At 34.1% G+C, this 19,892-nt stretch carries 23 protein-coding genes; 15 read left to right on the top strand and 8 right to left on the bottom strand.

The window, feature by feature from the left end; genetic code table 11:
• Positions 1–115: 115 nt before the first annotated feature.
• From P2086_RS02145 to P2086_RS02195, 11 genes are all read left to right on the top strand, one after another.
• Complete coding sequence (locus P2086_RS02145) at positions 116–1,696, top strand: hypothetical protein (RefSeq protein WP_317898786.1); 1,581 nt, start codon at positions 116–118, stop codon at positions 1,694–1,696.
• 261 nt (positions 1,697–1,957) lie between these two features.
• A complete protein-coding gene (locus P2086_RS02150) occupies positions 1,958–2,284 on the top strand; it encodes a HesB/IscA family protein (RefSeq protein ID WP_317898787.1) in 327 nt (108 codons plus the stop codon).
• Positions 2,285–2,382: 98 nt separating this feature from the next.
• On the top strand, positions 2,383–3,843 hold the full coding sequence (gene sufB / locus P2086_RS02155; RefSeq protein WP_317898788.1) for a Fe-S cluster assembly protein SufB: 1,461 nt from the start codon (positions 2,383–2,385) through the stop codon (positions 3,841–3,843).
• Between the two features lie 5 nt (positions 3,844–3,848).
• Positions 3,849–5,597, top strand: coding sequence for a hypothetical protein (locus P2086_RS02160; protein ID WP_317898789.1), 1,749 nt, complete (start codon positions 3,849–3,851; stop codon positions 5,595–5,597).
• 39 nt (positions 5,598–5,636) lie between these two features.
• The gene (gene sufC / locus P2086_RS02165) at positions 5,637–6,398 is read left to right on the top strand and encodes a Fe-S cluster assembly ATPase SufC (RefSeq protein WP_317898790.1); all 762 of its coding nucleotides are present in this window, start codon (positions 5,637–5,639) and stop codon (positions 6,396–6,398) included.
• 88 nt (positions 6,399–6,486) lie between these two features.
• Positions 6,487–7,761 (top strand): Fe-S cluster assembly protein SufD, encoded by a 1,275-nt coding sequence (sufD, locus tag P2086_RS02170; protein ID WP_317898791.1) that lies wholly within the window; start codon positions 6,487–6,489, stop codon positions 7,759–7,761.
• Entirely contained in the window at positions 7,762–8,979 is a 1,218-nt protein-coding gene (locus P2086_RS02175) for an aminotransferase class V-fold PLP-dependent enzyme (protein ID WP_317898792.1), read from the top strand.
• A gap of 47 nt (positions 8,980–9,026) precedes the next feature.
• Complete coding sequence (locus P2086_RS02180; RefSeq protein ID WP_317898793.1) at positions 9,027–9,392, top strand: four helix bundle protein; 366 nt, start codon at positions 9,027–9,029, stop codon at positions 9,390–9,392.
• Between the two features lie 61 nt (positions 9,393–9,453).
• Entirely contained in the window at positions 9,454–9,873 is a 420-nt protein-coding gene (locus tag P2086_RS02185) for a SufE family protein (protein WP_317898794.1), read from the top strand.
• 41 nt (positions 9,874–9,914) lie between these two features.
• Entirely contained in the window at positions 9,915–10,298 is a 384-nt protein-coding gene (locus tag P2086_RS02190; RefSeq protein ID WP_317898795.1) for a four helix bundle protein, read from the top strand.
• Positions 10,299–10,444: 146 nt separating this feature from the next.
• On the top strand, positions 10,445–10,774 hold the full coding sequence (locus P2086_RS02195) for an iron-sulfur cluster assembly protein (protein ID WP_317898796.1): 330 nt from the start codon (positions 10,445–10,447) through the stop codon (positions 10,772–10,774).
• An 8-nt stretch (positions 10,775–10,782) separates the two neighbouring features.
• Here the strand turns inward: P2086_RS02195 and P2086_RS02200 are convergent, their stop codons facing one another.
• The 4 genes from P2086_RS02200 to P2086_RS02215 all read right to left on the bottom strand — a co-directional run bounded on the left by P2086_RS02200 (position 10,783) and on the right by P2086_RS02215 (position 13,457).
• Positions 10,783–11,667, bottom strand: a complete 885-nt coding sequence (locus tag P2086_RS02200) for an SPL family radical SAM protein (protein WP_317898797.1) — start codon at positions 11,665–11,667, stop codon at positions 10,783–10,785.
• Positions 11,668–11,677: 10 nt separating this feature from the next.
• Entirely contained in the window at positions 11,678–12,220 is a 543-nt protein-coding gene (locus P2086_RS02205; RefSeq protein WP_317898798.1) for an ORF6N domain-containing protein, read from the bottom strand.
• A gap of 78 nt (positions 12,221–12,298) precedes the next feature.
• Positions 12,299–12,766, bottom strand: coding sequence for an ORF6N domain-containing protein (locus P2086_RS02210; RefSeq protein WP_396127449.1), 468 nt, complete (start codon positions 12,764–12,766; stop codon positions 12,299–12,301).
• 151 nt (positions 12,767–12,917) lie between these two features.
• Positions 12,918–13,457 (bottom strand): YqgE/AlgH family protein, encoded by a 540-nt coding sequence (locus P2086_RS02215; protein ID WP_317898799.1) that lies wholly within the window; start codon positions 13,455–13,457, stop codon positions 12,918–12,920.
• 115 nt (positions 13,458–13,572) lie between these two features.
• On the opposite strand from P2086_RS02215, the gene P2086_RS02220 reads away from it, so the two are divergent.
• A complete protein-coding gene (locus tag P2086_RS02220) occupies positions 13,573–14,058 on the top strand; it encodes a dihydrofolate reductase (protein WP_317898800.1) in 486 nt (161 codons plus the stop codon).
• Between the two features lie 138 nt (positions 14,059–14,196).
• Here the strand turns inward: P2086_RS02220 and P2086_RS02225 are convergent, their stop codons facing one another.
• Positions 14,197–15,027, bottom strand: a complete 831-nt coding sequence (locus tag P2086_RS02225; protein WP_317898801.1) for a 1,4-dihydroxy-6-naphtoate synthase — start codon at positions 15,025–15,027, stop codon at positions 14,197–14,199.
• Positions 15,028–15,139: 112 nt separating this feature from the next.
• A complete protein-coding gene (locus tag P2086_RS02230; RefSeq protein ID WP_317898802.1) occupies positions 15,140–15,796 on the bottom strand; it encodes a phosphorylase family protein in 657 nt (218 codons plus the stop codon).
• Between the two features lie 36 nt (positions 15,797–15,832).
• Here P2086_RS02230 and P2086_RS02235 point away from each other — a divergent pair, with 36 nt between their 5' ends.
• From P2086_RS02235 to folE, 3 genes are all read left to right on the top strand, one after another.
• Positions 15,833–16,243 carry a 6-pyruvoyl trahydropterin synthase family protein gene (locus P2086_RS02235; RefSeq protein WP_317898803.1) on the top strand — a complete coding sequence of 137 codons (411 nt, stop codon included), beginning with the start codon at positions 15,833–15,835 and terminating at the stop codon, positions 16,241–16,243.
• Between the two features lie 173 nt (positions 16,244–16,416).
• Entirely contained in the window at positions 16,417–16,830 is a 414-nt protein-coding gene (locus tag P2086_RS02240) for a 6-pyruvoyl trahydropterin synthase family protein (RefSeq protein ID WP_317898804.1), read from the top strand.
• Positions 16,793–17,512, top strand: coding sequence for a GTP cyclohydrolase I FolE (folE, locus tag P2086_RS02245; protein WP_317898805.1), 720 nt, complete (start codon positions 16,793–16,795; stop codon positions 17,510–17,512). The genes P2086_RS02240 and folE overlap by 38 nt, the downstream gene beginning before the upstream one ends.
• A 94-nt stretch (positions 17,513–17,606) precedes the next feature.
• On the opposite strand, the gene P2086_RS02250 is transcribed toward folE, so the two are convergent.
• Both P2086_RS02250 and P2086_RS02255 read right to left on the bottom strand, forming a co-directional pair.
• Positions 17,607–18,905, bottom strand: coding sequence for an OmpA family protein (locus tag P2086_RS02250; RefSeq protein ID WP_317898806.1), 1,299 nt, complete (start codon positions 18,903–18,905; stop codon positions 17,607–17,609).
• Between the two features lie 154 nt (positions 18,906–19,059).
• Positions 19,060–19,887 (bottom strand): T9SS type A sorting domain-containing protein, encoded by an 828-nt coding sequence (locus P2086_RS02255; protein ID WP_317898807.1) that lies wholly within the window; start codon positions 19,885–19,887, stop codon positions 19,060–19,062.
• Between the last annotated feature and the right edge of the window lie 5 nt (positions 19,888–19,892).

The following is a 19,892-nucleotide window of genomic DNA, read 5'->3' on the forward strand; positions in this document are numbered from 1 at the left end:
TCTTTTTTTCAATAAATTTCTTATAATTTGTTGTTGTTTTAATTTCACATTTTAGGATTTGCAATTACATATAATTAATTATATTGCGCAACTTATAAAAAAACCTTGCACCTCTATGAAAAAAAAATTTGTCCTTCCGTTCTTCTTGACATCACTATTCTTCGGTCACTTAAGCTATTCCCAAATTGTTAAGTACAGCTTTAGTCAAGAATTCCCAACCATAAAAAAGCATGTGGATATGGGTTTTTATCAATTCGATAAAAATATTTTTGCGCAAACTTATTATCGCCATGAAGAAGGTATGGTCTTTCAGATTTTTGACGAGAAGTTTAACAAAATAAAAAAACAAGAAATTGTTCGAATTAAACAAGATGGTTACAGCAACGAAGGTCTTTTTTGTGTAAAAAATGATTTTTTCTGGTTGTATTCAACATGGAAACGCAGCGAAGAAAAAGAACAACTATGGGCTCTCCCACTGGATAAACAAGCTTTTAAATTGGGCGAAAAACCAATTAAACTAAGCGAGTCTGGAAAATTAGCCAGTCAAATGGGTTATGATAAATACCGTTTTTATTATTCGAACGATAGCGCCATGATGATGATGACTTGTCGCTTGAAACCAAAAGAAAGAAGAGACAAAATTAATAAAGACGTGATTGGTTTTAATTTATATGATAGCCAAATGAAAACGTTGTATTCACACGAAATAGAAATGCCTTATACAGAAGCTGATATGGACATTCTTGGAAATGAAATAGATTCAAAGGGTAATATTTATTTATTGGCAAATGTAGCGTTAAACAATTCCATTGACGGTGAAAAAAAAGAAAACAAGGGGCTTTACCGTTATGATCTAATGCGCGTTAATCAAAAAACCAATACCATGGAATCTATTAAGTTCAGTCTCGATAATAAATTTGTAAATACTTCTATACTTTCAGAAGACCTTCTCGGAAATATTATTATTACGGGTTATTATTCTAACGGATCTGGCGGCGGTATTGATGGTGCTTATATTACGCGCATTGAGCTTGATGAAAAAAGTGCATTTAAAAAATTAAATACGACCTATTGTGAATTTCCAAAAGAAGTTTTGCAAGCTTATGAGAGTGAGAGAACAAAACGTAAAATGGATAGAAGAGATAAAAAGGATGATTTAGAAGCTTCCAATCTCAGATTTAGAAAAGTTATTTTTGATTCAGAAGGTGGTATAACTATTATTGGAGAGGAATATTATGTTGTGGTGCATACTAGCACCAGTAGTAATGGATCAACAACAACATCTTATACTTATTATTATGATAACATTCTTGTACTGAAAGCAAACAAGAATGGTAAAACAGAATGGTGTCAGAAAATTCCTAAATACCAAAAAGGCAAAAAAGATGATGACTTAGGTTTCTTTTCACACTCAGCTAAAGGGAACACTTATTTCTTTTACCTTGATAATGCCAAGAATGCAAAACTGGGGTTAAACGAAATGCCCGCCTTGCATGCTGCCGGGAAAGGTGGTTTTTTAACCTGCGTTAAAATTGATGGATCTGGACAAATGACAAAACAATCTGTTTTCGATACTAAAAAAGAAAAAGTTAAGTTACGTCCAAGAAGTTTTGAAACAGTTGACAGAAATTTAGTTGTTGACCGCTTAAAAGAAGACCGAAAAACTTCGAAGGTGTTTAGGTTAGAAGTGTTGTAAATTTCCTAATCATTTAAAACACATTAAAAAGTGATCTTCTTGACAAAGAGATCACTTTTTAATTAAGAAACAATTTCCTCAAAATACACCCTGTATAAGACCAAAGATTTCTTAAAATGCAGACATTTGTTAATTAAGGTTTGATCCATAGCACACAAACAGTTTTTATTTGCCTATATACCTTATTTATGGTATTTTTGTAGTCTAATTAGATTTAGTCTAATTAATTATAGGTTATAATTCATTAAAAAACAAATAGTTATGATAACTGTGAGTGAAAATGCAAAAAATCATGCCATCGATTTAATCGCTAAAGAAAATCATCCCGAAGGTACGTTTATTCGTGTGGGTGTTGACGGTGGTGGTTGCTCTGGCTTGTCTTACAAATTAGAGTTTGATCATAACCTAAAAGAAGGTGATCAAATGTTTGAGGATAAAGGAATTAAAGTTGTGGTTGACAGAAAGAGTTTTCTTTATCTGGTAGGAACTGAATTAGAATATACGGGTGGACTAAACGGAAAAGGCTTTGTCTTCAACAATCCAAATGCTTCACGCACCTGTGGTTGCGGTGAGAGTTTTAGCGTTTAACACAAATTCTTATTCAAATTTATTTATAAACTAAAATTTAAACCACGTTATTTCACCACATAGCTTTGTGTCATTTGTGAAATTCGTGTCTAAAAAAAATGGCAGAACAAAACGAGGTTCTTGAAGAACACATAAATAGCGAATACAAATACGGTTTTACAACAGAAGTTGAGACGGATACTTTTGCACCAGGTTTAAACGAAGACGTAGTACGTGCATTGAGCAAAAAGAAAAACGAACCAGAATGGTTACTTGAATTTCGCTTAAAAGCTTACCGTCATTGGTTAACTATGAAGGCGCCTGATAACTGGGCACATCTGACTTATCCGAAAATAGATTTCAACGATATCATTTATTATTCGGCACCAAAACAAATGCCGCAATTAAAAAGCTTAGATGAAGTAGATCCTGAACTTTTGAGGACATTTGAAAAACTTGGTATTTCACTCGAAGAACAAAAACGTTTAAGCGGTGTTGAATCAAACATTGCTGTTGATGCAGTATTTGATAGCGTTTCCGTAAAAACAACATTTCGTGAAACGCTTTCTGAAAAAGGAATTCTTTTTTGTTCGTTTAGCGAAGCCGTTCAGGAATTTCCTGACTTGATTAAAAAATACATGGGCATGGTTGTGCCTTATACAGATAACTATTACGCAGCTCTAAACTCAGCAGTATTCAGCGACGGTTCATTTTGTTACATTCCTAAAGGTGTTCGTTGCCCAATGGAATTGTCGACTTACTTTAGAATTAATGCAAAAGGTACTGGTCAGTTTGAAAGAACACTGATTGTTGCCGACGAAGGAAGTTATGTATCTTACTTGGAAGGCTGCACTGCACCAGTGCGTGACGAAAATCAATTACACGCTGCTATTGTTGAAATTATTGCACATAAAGATGCAGAAGTAAAATACAGCACCGTTCAAAACTGGTATCCTGGTGATAAAGACGGTAAAGGTGGTATTTTTAATTTCGTTACAAAGCGTGGCATTTGTTTGGAAGACAATTCTAAAATTAGCTGGACTCAAGTAGAAACAGGCTCTGCGATTACATGGAAATATCCTTCTGTTATTTTAAAAGGAAATAACAGTGTTGGAGAATTCTATTCTGTTGCTGTAACAAACAACAAACAAGAAGCGGACACTGGAACAAAAATGATTCACATTGGGAAAAACACTCGGAGTACAATTATCTCTAAAGGTATTAGCGCAGGTTTTAGTAATAACAGTTACCGTGGATTAGTGCAAGTGCGTAAAGGCGCTACCAATGCAAGAAATTTTTCTCAATGCGATAGTTTATTAATGGGAGACAAATGTGGAGCTCATACATTTCCATACATTGAAATAAAAGACAAAACTGCCACTGTAGAACACGAAGCAACAACAAGTAAAATTGGTGAAGACCAATTGTTTTATTGCAAACAGCGTGGTATTGATATGGAAAAATCTATTGCGTTAATAGTTAACGGTTATTGCAAAGAAGTTCTAAATAAACTACCGATGGAGTTTGCTGTTGAAGCGCAAAAATTATTGGCTGTAAGTTTGGAGGGAAGTGTAGGATAGAATAAATGTTAGTTGATACCGTAAAATATAAATTTTCTAACTATTCCATTTTCTTAACCGTTGTTTTATCTGTTGGTATAAGTTGGTTCTATAAATGGAACTATACCGACTATCCACTAGACTTTATGGGTGGCGATGCAAAAGATTATTACTCGGGACTAGTTTCTATTTTTATCACACACGATTTCACTTCTCAAACTGGCAACGATTGGTTCTTGCTAAAAACAAATAGCGGAACAATTAATGTGCATCCTATTGGTGTTTCAGTTTTGTTATTGCCTTTCTTTGCAATTGCAAGTTTATTGGCTGGAGTTTTTAATTTTCCAATGGATGGTTTTAGTTTTCCATTTCAACTACTGGTTGCAATAGGCGCTTTGGTATATGCTGTCATTGGATTGGTTTATATTCGAAAACTATTTCAACTTCATAACATCGGTGACAAAACAAGCTCCATCATTATTCTACTTGTGTTTTTTGGTACGAATCTTTTAAATTATACTTTGTCCGAAGCAGGATTGTCGCACGTATATTCTTTTAGTCTTATTTCTATTTTCCTTTATCACAGTTCAAAATTTGTTTTACAAAGAGAAAACAAAAATTTATTGAGCGCATTTCTAATTTTAGGGTTAATTGTTTTGGTTAGACCCAACAACATTTTAATTCTACTTACCATTTTTATGTGGTTTAAAAGTTTTGAAGAATGTAAACAGTTCTTTCGTGATTTATTTAAGAATAAAGCATTCTACAAAGCATCTCTGCTAGCCATAAGTATTGTCCTCGTTCAAAGCCTAGTATGGTTTATTCAGAGTAAAAGTTTTTTTCACAACACTTATAAAGCAGACGGTTTTTATTGGTTGAATCCTCAAATTTTAAAAATGCTCTTTGGTTTCGATGGTGGGTTTTTTATTTATTCACCTATTTGCTTTTTGTTTTTACTCGGACTTATTTTTTTATTTCGGGAAAATAAATTTTCTTTTATTTCGACCTCACTTTTTCTCCTTGGTTTGTTTTATTTCTTTGCAAGCTATTGGGCTTATAACTATTTTGATGGATTTGGAATCCGGGTGTTAGTAGACTATTATGCACTTTTTTCTTTTATTGGCGCTAAGCTGTTTACTCACTTTTTAGGAAAAACTTTGATTTATAATTCTATTGTTTTTATCTCAACCCTTCTTCTCTTCGTAAATTTAATTTATTCCTATCAAGCCAATCGCAACATTTTATTACGCGCAGGCATGACTTTTAATAAATGGAAATACATTTTTTTAAAAACCAGCTCAGAGTATCAAAACGTTTTAGGTGGAAGTAACGAACTTACCCCCTACTCTTCTAAAAAACAAGAAGTAGTTTTAACTTCTGAAATTCCCATCAACGAAGCTTTTAATTTTTCGCAAAAAGAGTACGGCCCAACACTTCATTTTGATAGCATTGGATTTCATTCACGCCGTATTCAATTAAAAATTAATTGTAAACGACAAGAACTATTCTTAAACGCCAGCAAAGACGCCTTACTTTGCGTTGCCCTAGAAGATGGAGAAACGCACGAAGGGAAATCGTACACACAATTTAAGCTAAACGAAACGCCTGCTATTGACTGCTGTGATGAAAGAGAATATAATTACACTGCAAATATTACGGCAGATTTTAAACCAAAAGATAAACTTTCTGTATATATATGGAACATAAAACAGCAAGCCTTTCTTTTAAATAAACTATCAGTAAACGTATACAATTACAATTTTCAAATTAACTAACAAAAGAAGTCACAAGACTTCAATAAATAAAAAAACAAAATGATCACAATTAAAAATCTCCATGCATCTGTTGATGGAAAAGAAATTTTAAAAGGAATTAATTTAGAAGTAAAGGCTGGTGAAGTACATGCCATTATGGGCCCAAACGGATCGGGTAAATCGACTTTATCAGCTGTACTAGCAGGTCGTGAAGATTACGATGTAACCGAAGGTGAAGTAAGATTTAATGGAAAAGATCTTTTAGATATGCCAGCAGAAGATCGCGCACGTGAGGGATTGTTCTTAGCGTTTCAATATCCGGTAGAAATTCCAGGTGTGAGCAATATTAATTTTTTAAAAACAGCTTTAAACGAGATTCGTGAATACAAAGGATTGGATGCAATTCCAGCTAAAGACTTTTTAGCACTTGTAAAAGAAAAACAAAAGTTAGTTGAATTAGATGGCAAACTTGCAAACCGCAGTGTTAATGAAGGATTTAGCGGTGGCGAAAAAAAGAGAAACGAAATCTTTCAAATGGCTATGCTGGATCCAAGCTTAGCTATTTTAGATGAAACGGACAGTGGATTAGATATTGACGCTTTAAAAATTGTCGCTAAAGGTGTGAACACTTTGAAGAGCGATAAAAAAGCATTTATTGTTATTACACACTACCAAAGACTTTTAGATTATATCGTGCCGGACTTTGTTCACATTTTGTACAACGGTAAAATCGTAAAATCAGGTGGTAAAGAATTAGCGCTTGAATTAGAGGCTAAAGGTTATGACGAAATTAAAAAACAATTCGAAATAGAATCAGCATAAATAAGACACGAATTACGCAAATTGCACAAATCGACACTTAAAAATTAGTGTCACTTCGTGAAATTAATGTCAAAAAAAGGGAGAACAAATGATCGCAGAAAAATCACATACAGCACAAAATATTATAGAGAAGATTTCTTCAAGTGCTTCTAAAGTTGGGTTTATAGATAATTCAACGCTTACAAAAGCTTTGATGTATCTTGAAAACACCGGAATTCCGACTCATAAAAACGAAGACTATAAATACTGTAACATGGATGCAATTCTTAAAAAAGAATTCAGAAATGTAGAGCAGAAATTTATTAGTCCGACTGATATCAATCAATACAAACTTCAGGATACTGTAACGCTTGTTGTTGTTAATGGAACTTATTCTGAAACGCTAAGCGATAAAATCATCCTTAAAGGCTTACACATTGCTGCACTATCTAATTTGGATGCAAATGCTAAAAAACTTATTTCTTCTTCTACAAATGTAGAAACTGATGCTTTTATTGCTTTAAATACTGTGTTTAGCTCAAATGGCTTTCACTTGAAAGTTGAGAAAGGTACTGCGCTTAGAATTCCAATTCATATTTTGTACATCGCTTCGTCTGAATCAGAAGCCATTGTGAATACACGAAATCTTATTGAACTAGAAGAAAATTCAGAGGCACTTATTATCGAAGAACAAATTGTGATTGGCAAAGGCAAAGTATTTACAAATTACTTAAGTGAAAAATTTGTAGCGCAAAACGCAAAACTTAATTGCACCTTATTTCAAAACGAAGGCGCACAAGGTTTTTCAGTGAACACTAATCAAGTGAAAGTTGAACGCTCAGCTCACTATGATAACACAACTGTTACTTTAAGCGGACAATTAGTAAGAAATAATCACAACGTTGTTCTTTCTGGTGAAAATTCGGAAGCACATTTAAACGGGTTATTCTCATCGAAGGGAACGCAGTTAGTGGATAACCACACTTTAATGGATCATCAGGTTCCACATTGTGAAAGCAATGAATTATACAAAGGTATTATCAACGACAAGAGTACTGGTGTATTTAATGGAAAAATATTTGTAAGAAAAGACGCTCAAAAAACAAACGCTTATCAAAGTAGCAAAAACATTCTACTAAGTGATGACGCTACTATCAATACTAAGCCGCAATTAGAAATTTATGCTGACGATGTAAAATGTTCACATGGAACATCTACAGGTAAAATTGACGAAAGCGCTATGTTCTATTTAAATGCTCGTGGTATTGGAAAAGAAAGCGCCAGAAAATTATTACTTGGTTCATTTGCTTTAGAAGTGATTAACAAAATTGAAGTAGATAGTTTAAGAGAAAAAATAACACAATTATTCGAAAACGAAATTTAATTGATTGATACCAAAAAAATACGCGAACAGTTTCCCATCCTTACTCAGAAAGTAAATGGAGCACCTCTTATCTATTTTGATAATGGTGCTACCACACAAAAACCATTGCGTGTAATTGAAAACATTTCTGAATTTTACAAAACAACAAATTCAAACATTCACCGTGGCGTGCATACATTGAGTCGCTTAGCGACGGATCAATTTGAACAAGCACGTAAAACAATTGCTTCACATTTTCATGTAAAAAACGATCAACAAGTAATTTTCACTGCTGGAACAACAGACTCTATAAATATTGTAGCAGAATCATTAGCAAAAAAACATTTACAAAATGGAGACGAAATAATTTTATCCACTTACGAGCACCATTCAAATATCTTGCCATGGCAATTGTGGGCGCAAGCAAATGAAGGAACTTTAAAAGTAATTCCCCTTAAAGAAAATCAAAGTCTGGATTACGAAGCTTTTGAAAAATTGCTTAGTCCAAAAACTAAATTAATTGCACTTGCTCATGTATCGAATACACTTGGCCTAATAAGTGATTTGGAAAAAATAAAAGCTGCTGCTGCAAAATTTCACGTTCCCATTTTGATTGATGGCGCTCAATCTGCGCCGCACATGACCGTTGATTTACAAAAGCTTGATGTAGATTTTTATACGTGCAGCGCTCATAAAATTTATGGTCCAACCGGAGTAGGCATTTTATATCTATCTGAAAAATGGTTGAGAGATTTACCCGTCGCCCGTTCAGGAGGTGGAACTATTAAAACAGTTTCTTTCGAAAAAACAGTTTATGCAGAAGGCGCTCTTCGCTATGAGCCAGGCACACCAAATATTTCGGGCGCAATAGCGTTTGCGGAAGCTATAAAATTTGTTGATGAAATTGGAATGCAAACTATTTTTGAGCATGAAGAAGAATTAGTTCAACACGCCCAAAAACAATTAAAACAAATTCCCGAAGTAGTTATATACGGAGAAAATGATCACAAAGCAGGTGTTATTTCTTTTAACATAAAAGGACAACATCCATTTGACGTAGGAACACTGCTAGATAAATATGGTATTGCGGTAAGAACAGGACATCACTGTACGCAGCCACTAATGAATGTTTTAGGAATACAAGGAACCGTAAGGATATCTTTCGCCGTTTATAACACAAAAGAAGAAATAGATTTTTTTATAGAAAAGTTGAAAAAAGTAATTACAATGTTAAACTAAGTCGTAAGTCATGAGTTGTAAGAATTAAGTCGATTGAATTAAAAAAAATGGGGTCATTTAAAAAATTTGAAGAAATAGTCGCTTGGCAAAAAGCAAGATTGCTCACGAAAGAGATTTATCTTTTATCTAACAAAGGCAAATTTGAAAAAGACTTTTCTTTAAAAGATCAAGTAAGAAGGTCAGCGGTGTCTGTTATGGCAAACATCGCGGAAGGATTTGATAGAAGAGGCGATAAAGAATTCGCCAGATTTTTAAACATTTCAAAGGGGTCTCTGTCAGAAACAAAATCGCATTTATACGTCGCGCTTGATGTTGATTACATTAATGAAGATACACTTAATGTGCTAGCTGAAAAAATTGATGAAATAGGAAAATTAATTAGCGGATTAATCAACTATTTAAAAAAAGAATAATAACGATGTACGTTCTACAACTAACTACGACTTTTGACTAATGACCTTCGACTAATGACTAATGACAATAACAGAAATTGAAAACGAAATAGTAGAAGAGTTTGAATTCTTTGGCGACGATTGGGAATCGAAATACGAACACCTTATCGACCTAGGAAAATCATTACCTCTTATTAATCCTGAATTAAAAACAGAAGACAGAATTATTAAGGGTTGTCAAAGTCAGGTTTGGTTAAATGCAGAACAAAAAAATGATAAAATTGTTTTTACTGCAGATAGTGATGCTATTATTACTAAAGGTATGATTGCTTTAATGATTCGTGTCTTATCAGATCAAAAGCCTGAAGACATCGTAAAGGCGAATATGACCTTTGTGGATAAAATTGGTTTGAAAGAACATTTGAGTCCAACCCGTGCAAACGGCTTGGTAAGTATGATTAATAAAATGAAACAAGAAGCTTTGAAAAGAGTTCAAATATAGTTTAAGTATAGGTCAAAAATTGTTTAAAGCGAAAATGTAAAATGGCAAAGGTTTTTGAAGAACTAGAATGTTGGCAACTAGCAGCAGATTTGGATGCTAAAGTTTACGACCTTGTAATTAATGGAAAGATCAACTACTCTAACTCGCTTAAAGATCAAATGTTAAGATCTGCTGGATCAATTGCCGACAATATTGCTGAAGGTTTTGAAAGAGGGGGAAACAAAGAATTTATTCAGTTTCTATTTATCGCGAAAGGATCTTGTGGAGAATTACGGTCACGGTTTCATAGAAGCAAACGAAGAGGATTGATTGACGAAAAGGTTTTTGAGAAGTTTTTCAACGAATGTAGAACAGTATCTGTAAAACTAAGTAATTTAATAAGCTACCTTAAAAAATCAGATTTTAAAGGCGCTAAGTATACGTAATTTAAAGCTTGTTCGCTTTGAACTTTGAACCATTTAAACATTCTTAAACCACATTGAACAAACCGAAACATTTAAACAATTTTGAACCACAACTTGAACAACTTTGAACCTCATTTATTTGAACGACTTTTAAACCAAATTTCAGCATGAGCGCAATTATTATAACGAAAAATACAGAATTAATGCAACGGGTTATCGACGAAATTAAAACCTGTTTCGATCCGGAAATTCCTGTAGATATTTGGGAGCTTGGTTTGATTTACGAATTAAATCTGGATGATGAAAACAATCTCAAAATTGTCATGACCTTGACGTCGCCCAATTGTCCTGTTGCAGAAAGCTTACCAGCAGAAGTGGAAAACAAATTGAAATTAGTTCAGGACATTAAATCGGCTTCATTGAAACTCACTTTTGAACCACCTTGGGAAAAAGAAATGATGAGTGAAGTGGCACAATTGGAATTAGGATTTATGTAATAATGCATTTAAATAATTCTATCTTTAATTCCATAGGTAGCACTCATCTCTTTCATCTTTATATAAAATGCTTTTCTATAAAACTCAGGTAACTCATTACTGTATCTAAAATAATTCAAGTACTTGTTTTCCAATTCCGGAAAGTGTTTTCTAATCGCATTTAACACAAGCGTTTTACTATCCGCTTTTTCGTTTCCAAATAAAGTAATGGTAGAAGGCATCATGTACTTTGCACCCGAACTCCTAAACGTAGAAAACAATAAATCTAAATGTTCCTTCGTGTCTGAAATAAATGGTAATAATGGCATCATACTTACTCCGCTGTGAAACTTTTCTGAAATAGCATTTTTTAATCCTACTAATCTTTCCTTTGGTCTTGGTGCACCAGGTTCAAATATCTCAGCCACTTTATCATTTAAAGTTGAGAATGAAAAAGAAATGATCACACCTTTTAATTTCTCTTTTAAATCAAAAGGAACATGTGCGTTTTTATTTATGTAATGAAGCAAATCAAAATCACGTTCTATTAAAGGAGATTTAGTAATCATGTGTACAGGAAATTTATGTTTTGCAATAATTTTTAAGGCTTCTCGTGTGTGTTCGTACTTCTTTTCGATATGTAAATAAGGATCTGTAGCGGAAGACATAACAATAAATCCGTACTGACCTTTTTTCGCCCGCAAGCTTAATTGTTTATCTAGTAATTCAAGTGCGTTTATTTTAATCGACAAATTGTTTTCTAAATTTGTGCCATATTTACTTCCACGGATGTAACAGTACAAACAATTAAACGAGCAACTACTGTAGAGGTTTACGCGGTAATCGTCCAAAAACCAGGCGTCACGTTTTTTTGCTTTATTTAATATAGTTTTTACAAGAACTTCTTTTTGCATAACTTTTACCTTAATTTTTCTCTAATTTATAGTCTATGCGTTCTCTTGTCTGAGGATTTTCTTTTTTGTCTAACAAATCATCAAAATAACTAAATACGATTTCGATGTTCTTTGTGTTATTCTCCGTCTTTTGTCGAATCTCTTCAATAGCTAGGCGTAATTCCGTGTTATCCATAAGAGATTGGCGGATTTTTGTAAAAATGCGCATGATTTGAATATTCACTGAAATCGCTTTATCACTCTTTAAAACCGAAGATAACATAGCTACTCCCTGTTCAGTGAAGCAAAAGGGCTGATGTCGTAACCCCATTTTATCAGAATTGGAGGTCACAAATTGTGACCTCCAATTTTGCAGTTCACTTTCTGACATTTCAAACATAAAATCTTCTGGAAAACGTTTTACATTTCTCTTTCCAGATTGCTTTAAAACTTTCGTTTCCACACCGTATAACTCCGCTAGATCGCGATCCAACATAACTTTTTGATTGCGAATAAAGTATATTTTATTCATTATTATGTCCTCAGGAAAACTAATTTCATTTTGGGTCTTCATACCCTAAAATTAATGGAGATGTAAAAAAATGCTTGCCACGAATTGTAGTATTCAAAAAAGATTTTGATAGTTGAAAAACTACAAAGCTCGTTTATCGGGAGTCGTATAACCGATAGCTTTTCGTGGTTTTACTTTCTCATTTTCATTCAGCAAATCATCAAAATAGCTAAAAACAATTTCGATGTTCTTGGTATTATTCTCTGTCTTTTGCCAAATCTCTTCAATGGCTAATCTTAGCTCAGTATTATCAATTGAGGCTTGTCTAATTTTAGCAAAAATTCTCATGATTTCAATGTTTACAGAAATAGCTTGTTTACTATTAAGAACGCTGGACAACATAAGAATTCCACACTCATTAAATACCATTGGCAAATACCTCAACCCACCCCAACTTGAGGTGCCAAATTGGCGCCTCAAATTTTCGTGCTCAATTTCTGTTAGTACAAACATAAAATCTTCTGGAAATCGATCAATATTTCTATTTACTTGTCGTTTAAGATGTTTTGTTTCTACACCATATAATTCAGCCAAATCACTATCCAACATAACCTTTTGATTCCGAATAAACTATATTTTATTCATGACTAAGTCCTCGGGAAGTCTAATTTCATTTTGGGTTTTCATACAGTAAAATTAATGTGGGCTTAACAAGATGCTTGCCACGAATTGTAATATTAAAAAACAAGTAAACTACTTTCTAGTTCATTGACGGGTCAGAACCAAACTCAGCAAAAATGCTATAGCTGACTTTAACTTCACTCAATTGAAGTCCCCACAGATCATCAGGCTCGTTTTCAAAAAAACTTTTGTCGTAAGGTTCATTAATAAGCCAATGTTTATTTTTGATTTCATCTTCTAATTGATTTTCACTCCAACCGCTGTATCCAGCAAAAAAGCGGACCTCGTACGATTTTACTTTACCGTGCTCAATCATATGAATCAATTCATTAAAATCTCCGCCAAAATAAATATTGTTGCCAATGTGAACAGAATCAGGCAGATCGTGACCGAGAGTATGCAAAAAAAATAATTGATTCTTCGCAACAGGGCCTCCTTCGTAGATTGGAAAATTTCCATTTTTAACTTGGGGTCTGACATCCCTCAAAAGAAATTGAGTCTTGAAATTCAAACTAAAGCCAATTGAACCTTCTTCACCGTGATTGGTGAGATACACCACAGAACGGTTAAAAAAACCATCGTGCAACATTGGATGCGCAATAAGTAGTTGACCCTGCATGTGGTAAATCTAAATAAATTTTTATCTTAATAACATAAATTAATTCACGACTTTTCAAAAATTTTATTGCCGCAGCCATCTATTTTGAATAGGTTTGTGTTTATTAATTATAAATATGCTACTTGCTGCTATTGTTGTAACAGATCTTAATAATGCCATTGGAATAAACAACCAGTTGTTATGTCATTTACCCGCCGACCTTAAGTTTTTTAAAGCCACCACTATGGGTTGCCCAATAATTATGGGACGCAAAACCTATGAAAGCATTGGTAGACTTTTACCGGGAAGAAAGAATATAGTTATCACACGTAGTTCTGATTATAAAATAGAAGGGGCTGAAATATACCACAGTGTTGAAGCTGCTATAAAAAGTTGCACCGAAGAAAAAGTATTTATAATTGGAGGTGCGGAAATTTTTAAGCAGACATTGCCTCAGATCACTGAAGTGTTTAGAACATCAATCCAGCATAGTTTTGAAGCTGATGCATGGTTTCCAGAATTAAAAAACTCTGATTTTAAAATGGTGTGGGAAGAATGCCATGCAGCAGACGAAAAAAATAAGTTTGATTATTGTTTTCAAAAGTGGGAGAGGTTTCGGTAGGCAGTATATAGTCAGCAGTAGCCAGTCGCGGTTGGCGATATACACCACTAAGGCACAGAGGACACTAAGGAACACTAAGAGTAGAAAAGTTGCAAGAGCAGTAAGTAGTTGGTAAACGCCTTATATCACTTATGTGGTTCAAGAAATAATCAAATCATTATTCCCAACGTCAAACAAGTCTAATTCCTTTCCCTTGCCAAACATTAGGTTTACTGCATTAATTCCTGTTTCTCCCAAATCAATCGAAAAATCATTTACATAAAGTGCAATGTGATTTTTCATCACTTCTTCGCTCATGGCTTGTGCGTGTTCTCTCACATAAGGCATTGAACTCTCCGGATTTTCAAAGGCAAACTCTACACTTTTACGGATAACACGATTTACTTTTTGTTGTATTTCAGAATCTAGATTTCGTTTAATTACGATGCCTCCTAACGGGATTGGTGCGTGAATTAAGGAATGCCAAAACTCACCAAGATCCATGACTTTTTTTAATCCTTTTTGCTCGTAGGTAAATCTGTTTTCATGAATAATTAATCCTGCATCAACTTCGCCATTTAAAACAGCGTCTTCTATTTCAGAAAAAACATATTCTACTTTATTTGTAAGTTGTGGGTAAGCAAGCGATAATAAAAAGTTAGCAGTCGTCATTTTACCTGGAATTGCTACTTTCAAATTCTTCACATCTTCCATTTTCCATCTTCCATCTTCCACTAGTAATGGTCCACAATTAAAACCCAAAGCACTTCCTGCCCTCAATAAAATATACTCCTTAGCAACATAAGCATATGCGTGAAAACTGAGTTTTGTGATATCTAACTCACCTTTAAGTGCCATACGATTCAGTGTTTCAACATCTTCGTGTTGTACTTCAAAATCTAAACCTTCAGTGTCAATTTTTTTATGAAGTAAAGCGTCAAAAATAAAACAATCGTTAGGACAAGGGGAGTAACCAAGTGTGAGTTTCATGATGATTTAAAATTAGTGTAGTACGATTGACAATTAATTTGCATTTATGCTATCTCATTCAAATTAGTGCCATTCATGTAATTCGTGTAACCAAATACCATTTGATTAATGGTTATGAATGCGCCAAACTCTTGATCAGTTCTATCAACACTTCATTCAAATTTTTAATTGCTAAAGGTATTTGCCAATTGTTTTTATTTCGTTTTTCTACTTTGTTGCTAATAGCACGGAGCTGAATTCCCCGCCAATTAAAGGCATTAGCCGCTTGAATAAAAGCAGCGCCTTCCATGGTTTCTACACCAGGTTTATAGGCCTTTTTTATTTTTTCAATTGTGTCCTCATCCCCATGCACTGTATTAACGGTAATTCCACTGGTCATAGGCAGTTTGTCTGTAACCAAGTTGTGTATCAAATTATTAAATCCTACACGTTGCTCACCCAAACCAAGAACATCACTACTAATAAAATTTGTACCATCTTCTGCACCTAACTCGCTAAAACAATCATCGGTTACGTTCAATACTTCGCCAGCATCATATTCTCCAAAACTTCCAGCTAATCCAGCATTAATAGCTATGTCAAAATTTCGGCCAACAAATTTACCTAACTCAAAAGCCGTATTTACCATTCCAACCTGTGTAATACAGGTTTCTATTTCAAGTTTCCCAAAAATAAACGTATGCTGTTTTTCTGACCTATAATGTTCCAAAAAAAGAAGAGTCGGCTCAATTTCTAATCGCGTTGCACTTACAAGAATGATCTTTAACATTGTGTTACAAAAGTAAGAAAATGCTTAACTTTATGCATGATTTTCTTAACCCGTCACGAGCACTTTAACGCTGCTCATAAATTATATAATCCTAATTGGGATGAACAAAAAAACGCTGAAGTTTTTGGTAAATGCGCCAACGCTAACTGGCACGGACATAATTACGAACTCATTGTTACCATTAAAGGAGAAGTAAATAAAGACACAGGGTTTTTAATGGATGCCAAAAAATTAAGTGAAATACTTACAGTTTATGTTTGCGATAAACTCGATCATAGAAATTTAAATTTAGATGTTGATTTTATGTCCGGAAAACTTGCCAGCACCGAGAATTTAGCCATTGCCATTTGGGAACAAATTACACCGCATTTACCTACAAATGTTAAATTACACTGTGTGAAACTCTACGAAACACCACGTATTTGCGTAGAATACTTCGGAAATTAAGCCTACAAGTGTTATAATTCGCCAAAAATCGCCTCAGTTTAAACAATTTTAGTTTAAATTTGTTCCTACTTTAAATAAAGCCACTTGATCAGCAAACTTCTGAAACAGTGCTTAAAAAATTAAACAAATCAACATCATAGCCTTATACCCTATTTTTTTGATTTAAATAAATTATGAATAATAAAATTGCCGTTTTTAGAAAAGAGCATTTTAATGCAGCGCATCGTTTGCACAGTAATAAACTGAGTGACGAACAAAATGCAGTAACCTTTGGTAAGTGTAATTATTCAAATTATCATGGACACAATTATGATTTAACCGTTAGAGTAATTGGTGAAATTGATCCGATTACCGGTTATGTTATTGATACAAAAATTTTAAGTCAACTTATTAAAGATCATGTGATAGAAAAATTTGATCACAAGAATTTGAATTTAGACACGAAAGAATTTAAAAACCTTAATCCAACAGCAGAGAATATTGCGATGGTTATATACACTATTCTCAGAGAGCAACTAGATAACCGTTATGAGCTAAAAATAATTTTGTATGAAACAGAAAGAAACTACGTTGAATACCCTTGTTAATGGTAATAACATTTCTTTGAGTGATATGACTGCGGAAGAAATTGGAAATAACCACATCATGACTAGCATTGATACGCCAATGAAAAAAGATGCGTTCAAGTTAAATGATGATGAAAAAATAAAAAAGATCGAAGCGAATTTTCGTGAGATCATGGAAACGCTCGGTTTAGATTTACGTGACGATAGTTTAAAAGGCACACCAGAACGTGTCGCTAAAATGTATGTGAAAGAAATTTTCAGTGGACTCGATCCTGCCAACAAACCAAAAATTGCGCTGTTTGAAAACCGCTATCAGTACAATCAAATGTTGGTTGAAAAGGATATTACATTTTACAGCAATTGCGAACATCATTTTGTGCCAATCTTTGGGAAAGCTCATTTGGCATACATCTCCAACGGTAAGGTAATTGGTTTATCGAAACTTAACCGCATCGTACAGTATTATGCTAAACGTCCTCAGGTGCAAGAACGTTTTACTATGCAGATTGCAAAAGAATTACAAAACGTTTTAAAAACGGAAGACGTTGCTATAATAATTGACGCTAAACATTTATGCGTTTCTTCACGTGGCATTCAAGATAGCAATGCCGCAACCGTTACTTCTTTTTATGGTGGTAAGTTTCAAGAAGAAGCTACCAAACAAGAATTTTTGAAATACGTGGAAATGAAAACGCAGTATTAGGTCTACACCAATCCGATAGCTATCGGATTCACGAATTACACAAATTTACACTAAGTTGTCTGGTTTGTTCTTGAAATCAGCCACTTTAAATGGATTAGCCTTTCGTAAACTTAAACTCTGTTCTGCGATTAAATTCATGTTCTGCATCAGAACAATCTACATCATTTCCGCAACGGTTTCTAATCTCCGTTTCACCTTTACCAATAGCTTTTAGACGTTTTGTATCAACTCCCTTAGAAACAAAATAGCTAATAACGGAAGCGGAACGTTTTTCAGACAAATTCATATTAAAGGTATCATCCCCTTGCGCATCGGTATGCGAAATTACTTGCAGGGTTACTTTTGGATTCTCCTTTAAAATTTTTACAACCTTATCCAGAATTTTTTTAGATTCGGAATCAGTAACCTTAAATTCTCCCAAACCATACAAAATATTCTCGCTCACTTTTAAATCAGTTTCTTTGCTGCCGCCAAATTTGCTAAAGATCAAAGAAATATCATCCGTTTCTTTTTCGGTAAGAAGCACAATATCATTAGGTATTAATTTGTACTCGAAACCTCTTTCTGTTTTATTAAGCCGTGATATTTCTTGTCCGGCCTGCGTTGCAAGAATAATATTATCCGCTGATGTTGAATTAGACCTAACCACCACACTGTATTGAGACTCATCGTCATCCAGATCCAACTCAAAGTCGCCATAAACATCGGTAAGAACAGAATCTGTAGGCGGCATTCCAACCCTAATCATCGTAACCATTGCATTGTGAATAGGCATTTTCTTGCCTTCCTTTTCAGTTAATAATTTTCCTTTTACCGATCCTTTTTTTCCATTAAACTTAAAACTCGCTATTGGCGTTGAGTACATAAGTTCGCCATCTGCTGCAACAACAGTAAGTTTAGCTAGATTAAGAATTTCTTCTTTTTTGGTTTCGGTTTCTTTAATAAACAATACTTGCCATGGCCTCGTAAAATTAAATCCGGCACGCTCAGTTTTTACTAAACTATCTCCAATCTCTTTAGTCCAAATATTAATTTGATTTTTTAAGGTAATTGCGTCTTGGTTTACTTCATCCACATAAATATAACAGGTAAGCCTACTAGGTTTTCTTAAAGGACCGAAATAACGATTTAGTCTGTATATATGATTTACCACTTTGTAAACACTATCATGATTATCTTTTATACCATTTATTTTACCAAAGCGGTATATTAAAAGCAATGCTGGTTTTGGCTTGAGAGGTATTTCAAAATTATCAGGTTTACCTATATCTTTGTAAAATGGAAAATTAGTAACGATTTTATCTCCTGCACGCAATTTTTGAGTCGCTTTGTTTTGACTGATTCCTATGACACTTATGATCAAAAAGGAAATAAACAAAATAAAATGTTTCATATAGTAATTCTCGATTTTAAAGATACTATTCCCTTTTGTTAGGAACATTGCCATTTATCAAAAGTTGTTTATGAAATTGTTATTTTTAGTTTACAAAACCAGAAAATTCATTGATCAGAAAATCAATTAATTAAGTGGCAAAAGAGTTAAAAAATTACTCTTTTAGCAACTTCAGATACTTTGGCTTCCCATTACTATCGGTTAATTTAACTAAATAAATCCCGCTAGGTTTTTCACGAATATCTATGATCATTCGCTCATCCGTGCCTAGTTCGCTTTTGCTCACAAGCACACCAATATTTGTATACACTTCCACAGTGTTTTTTTGATGAAATTTTGTAATAAGTGTGAATAGGCCGTCAGATGGGTTCGGGAATAATAAAAAAGTTTCATGCGTATATTCTAGTATCCCTGCAAAAGTCCCAGGAGATCCAACGCCTACATCGTTAGCTGAGAGACAGGTTGTAGAACAGCCATTGACTTCATTAACCATACAATACCTGTATACGCCGGATCCACCTGGCACGTATATTACAGTTGGACTGTTAGCAGTAAACGTTCCACCGAAAGGAGAGTAAATATAATGGGTTACGTTAGAAGTAGGCGAAATAGCTGAAAATGTAAGTGTTTGTGGGCTAGAACCAGTAACTAAAAAACTTGGGCTACCTGTTGAAACTGGAATTGTTGTATTTGTGCCCACAACAAAAGATTGCGTCGCCAGGGCCGTTCCTGAAGAAGCTGCAACCGAATAAGAACCAGGAGAAATAATGCTGATGGAATTAGCCATTACAGGTGCCGTAAAAGAACTGCTAGACCAAGTGTAGTTTACAGCGCCGCTGTAACTACTGCTCGCTGTAATTTCTAGCGTAGGAGTGGCGCAGGTTATCGAATAGTTTAAACCGCCGTTGGTTATTGAAAACGTAAGCGTTTGCGCAGATAAAAAACTTATAGCGCTAGTTAAGAGTAACAAAAGTGATTTCATGGGTT

Origin of the sequence: Aurantibacillus circumpalustris, assembly GCF_029625215.1 — a bacterium.
GTDB classification, from domain to species: domain Bacteria; phylum Bacteroidota; class Bacteroidia; order B-17B0; family Aurantibacillaceae; genus Aurantibacillus; species Aurantibacillus circumpalustris.

Bases quoted from the DNA above. Each gene is read 5' to 3' on its own strand.
- P2086_RS02145 (WP_317898786.1), top strand. From the start codon at position 116: ATGAAAAAAAAATTTGTCCTTCCGTTCTTCTTGACATCACTATTCTTC.
- P2086_RS02150 (WP_317898787.1), top strand. From the start codon at position 1,958: ATGATAACTGTGAGTGAAAATGCAAAAAATCATGCCATCGATTTAATC.
- sufB (WP_317898788.1), top strand. From the start codon at position 2,383: ATGGCAGAACAAAACGAGGTTCTTGAAGAACACATAAATAGCGAATAC.
- P2086_RS02160 (WP_317898789.1), top strand. From the start codon at position 3,849: ATGTTAGTTGATACCGTAAAATATAAATTTTCTAACTATTCCATTTTC.
- sufC (WP_317898790.1), top strand. From the start codon at position 5,637: ATGATCACAATTAAAAATCTCCATGCATCTGTTGATGGAAAAGAAATT.
- sufD (WP_317898791.1), top strand. From the start codon at position 6,487: ATGATCGCAGAAAAATCACATACAGCACAAAATATTATAGAGAAGATT.
- P2086_RS02180 (WP_317898793.1), top strand. From the start codon at position 9,027: ATGGGGTCATTTAAAAAATTTGAAGAAATAGTCGCTTGGCAAAAAGCA.
- P2086_RS02185 (WP_317898794.1), top strand. From the start codon at position 9,454: ATGACAATAACAGAAATTGAAAACGAAATAGTAGAAGAGTTTGAATTC.
- P2086_RS02190 (WP_317898795.1), top strand. From the start codon at position 9,915: ATGGCAAAGGTTTTTGAAGAACTAGAATGTTGGCAACTAGCAGCAGAT.
- P2086_RS02195 (WP_317898796.1), top strand. From the start codon at position 10,445: ATGAGCGCAATTATTATAACGAAAAATACAGAATTAATGCAACGGGTT.
- P2086_RS02200 (WP_317898797.1), bottom strand. From the start codon at position 11,667: ATGCAAAAAGAAGTTCTTGTAAAAACTATATTAAATAAAGCAAAAAAA.
- P2086_RS02205 (WP_317898798.1), bottom strand. From the start codon at position 12,220: ATGAAGACCCAAAATGAAATTAGTTTTCCTGAGGACATAATAATGAAT.
- P2086_RS02210 (WP_396127449.1), bottom strand. From the start codon at position 12,766: ATGTTGGATAGTGATTTGGCTGAATTATATGGTGTAGAAACAAAACAT.
- P2086_RS02215 (WP_317898799.1), bottom strand. From the start codon at position 13,457: ATGCAGGGTCAACTACTTATTGCGCATCCAATGTTGCACGATGGTTTT.
- P2086_RS02220 (WP_317898800.1), top strand. From the start codon at position 13,573: ATGCTACTTGCTGCTATTGTTGTAACAGATCTTAATAATGCCATTGGA.
- P2086_RS02225 (WP_317898801.1), bottom strand. From the start codon at position 15,027: ATGAAACTCACACTTGGTTACTCCCCTTGTCCTAACGATTGTTTTATT.
- P2086_RS02230 (WP_317898802.1), bottom strand. From the start codon at position 15,796: ATGTTAAAGATCATTCTTGTAAGTGCAACGCGATTAGAAATTGAGCCG.
- P2086_RS02235 (WP_317898803.1), top strand. From the start codon at position 15,833: ATGATTTTCTTAACCCGTCACGAGCACTTTAACGCTGCTCATAAATTA.
- P2086_RS02240 (WP_317898804.1), top strand. From the start codon at position 16,417: ATGAATAATAAAATTGCCGTTTTTAGAAAAGAGCATTTTAATGCAGCG.
- folE (WP_317898805.1), top strand. From the start codon at position 16,793: ATGAAACAGAAAGAAACTACGTTGAATACCCTTGTTAATGGTAATAAC.
- P2086_RS02250 (WP_317898806.1), bottom strand. From the start codon at position 18,905: ATGAAACATTTTATTTTGTTTATTTCCTTTTTGATCATAAGTGTCATA.
- P2086_RS02255 (WP_317898807.1), bottom strand. From the start codon at position 19,887: ATGAAATCACTTTTGTTACTCTTAACTAGCGCTATAAGTTTTTTATCT.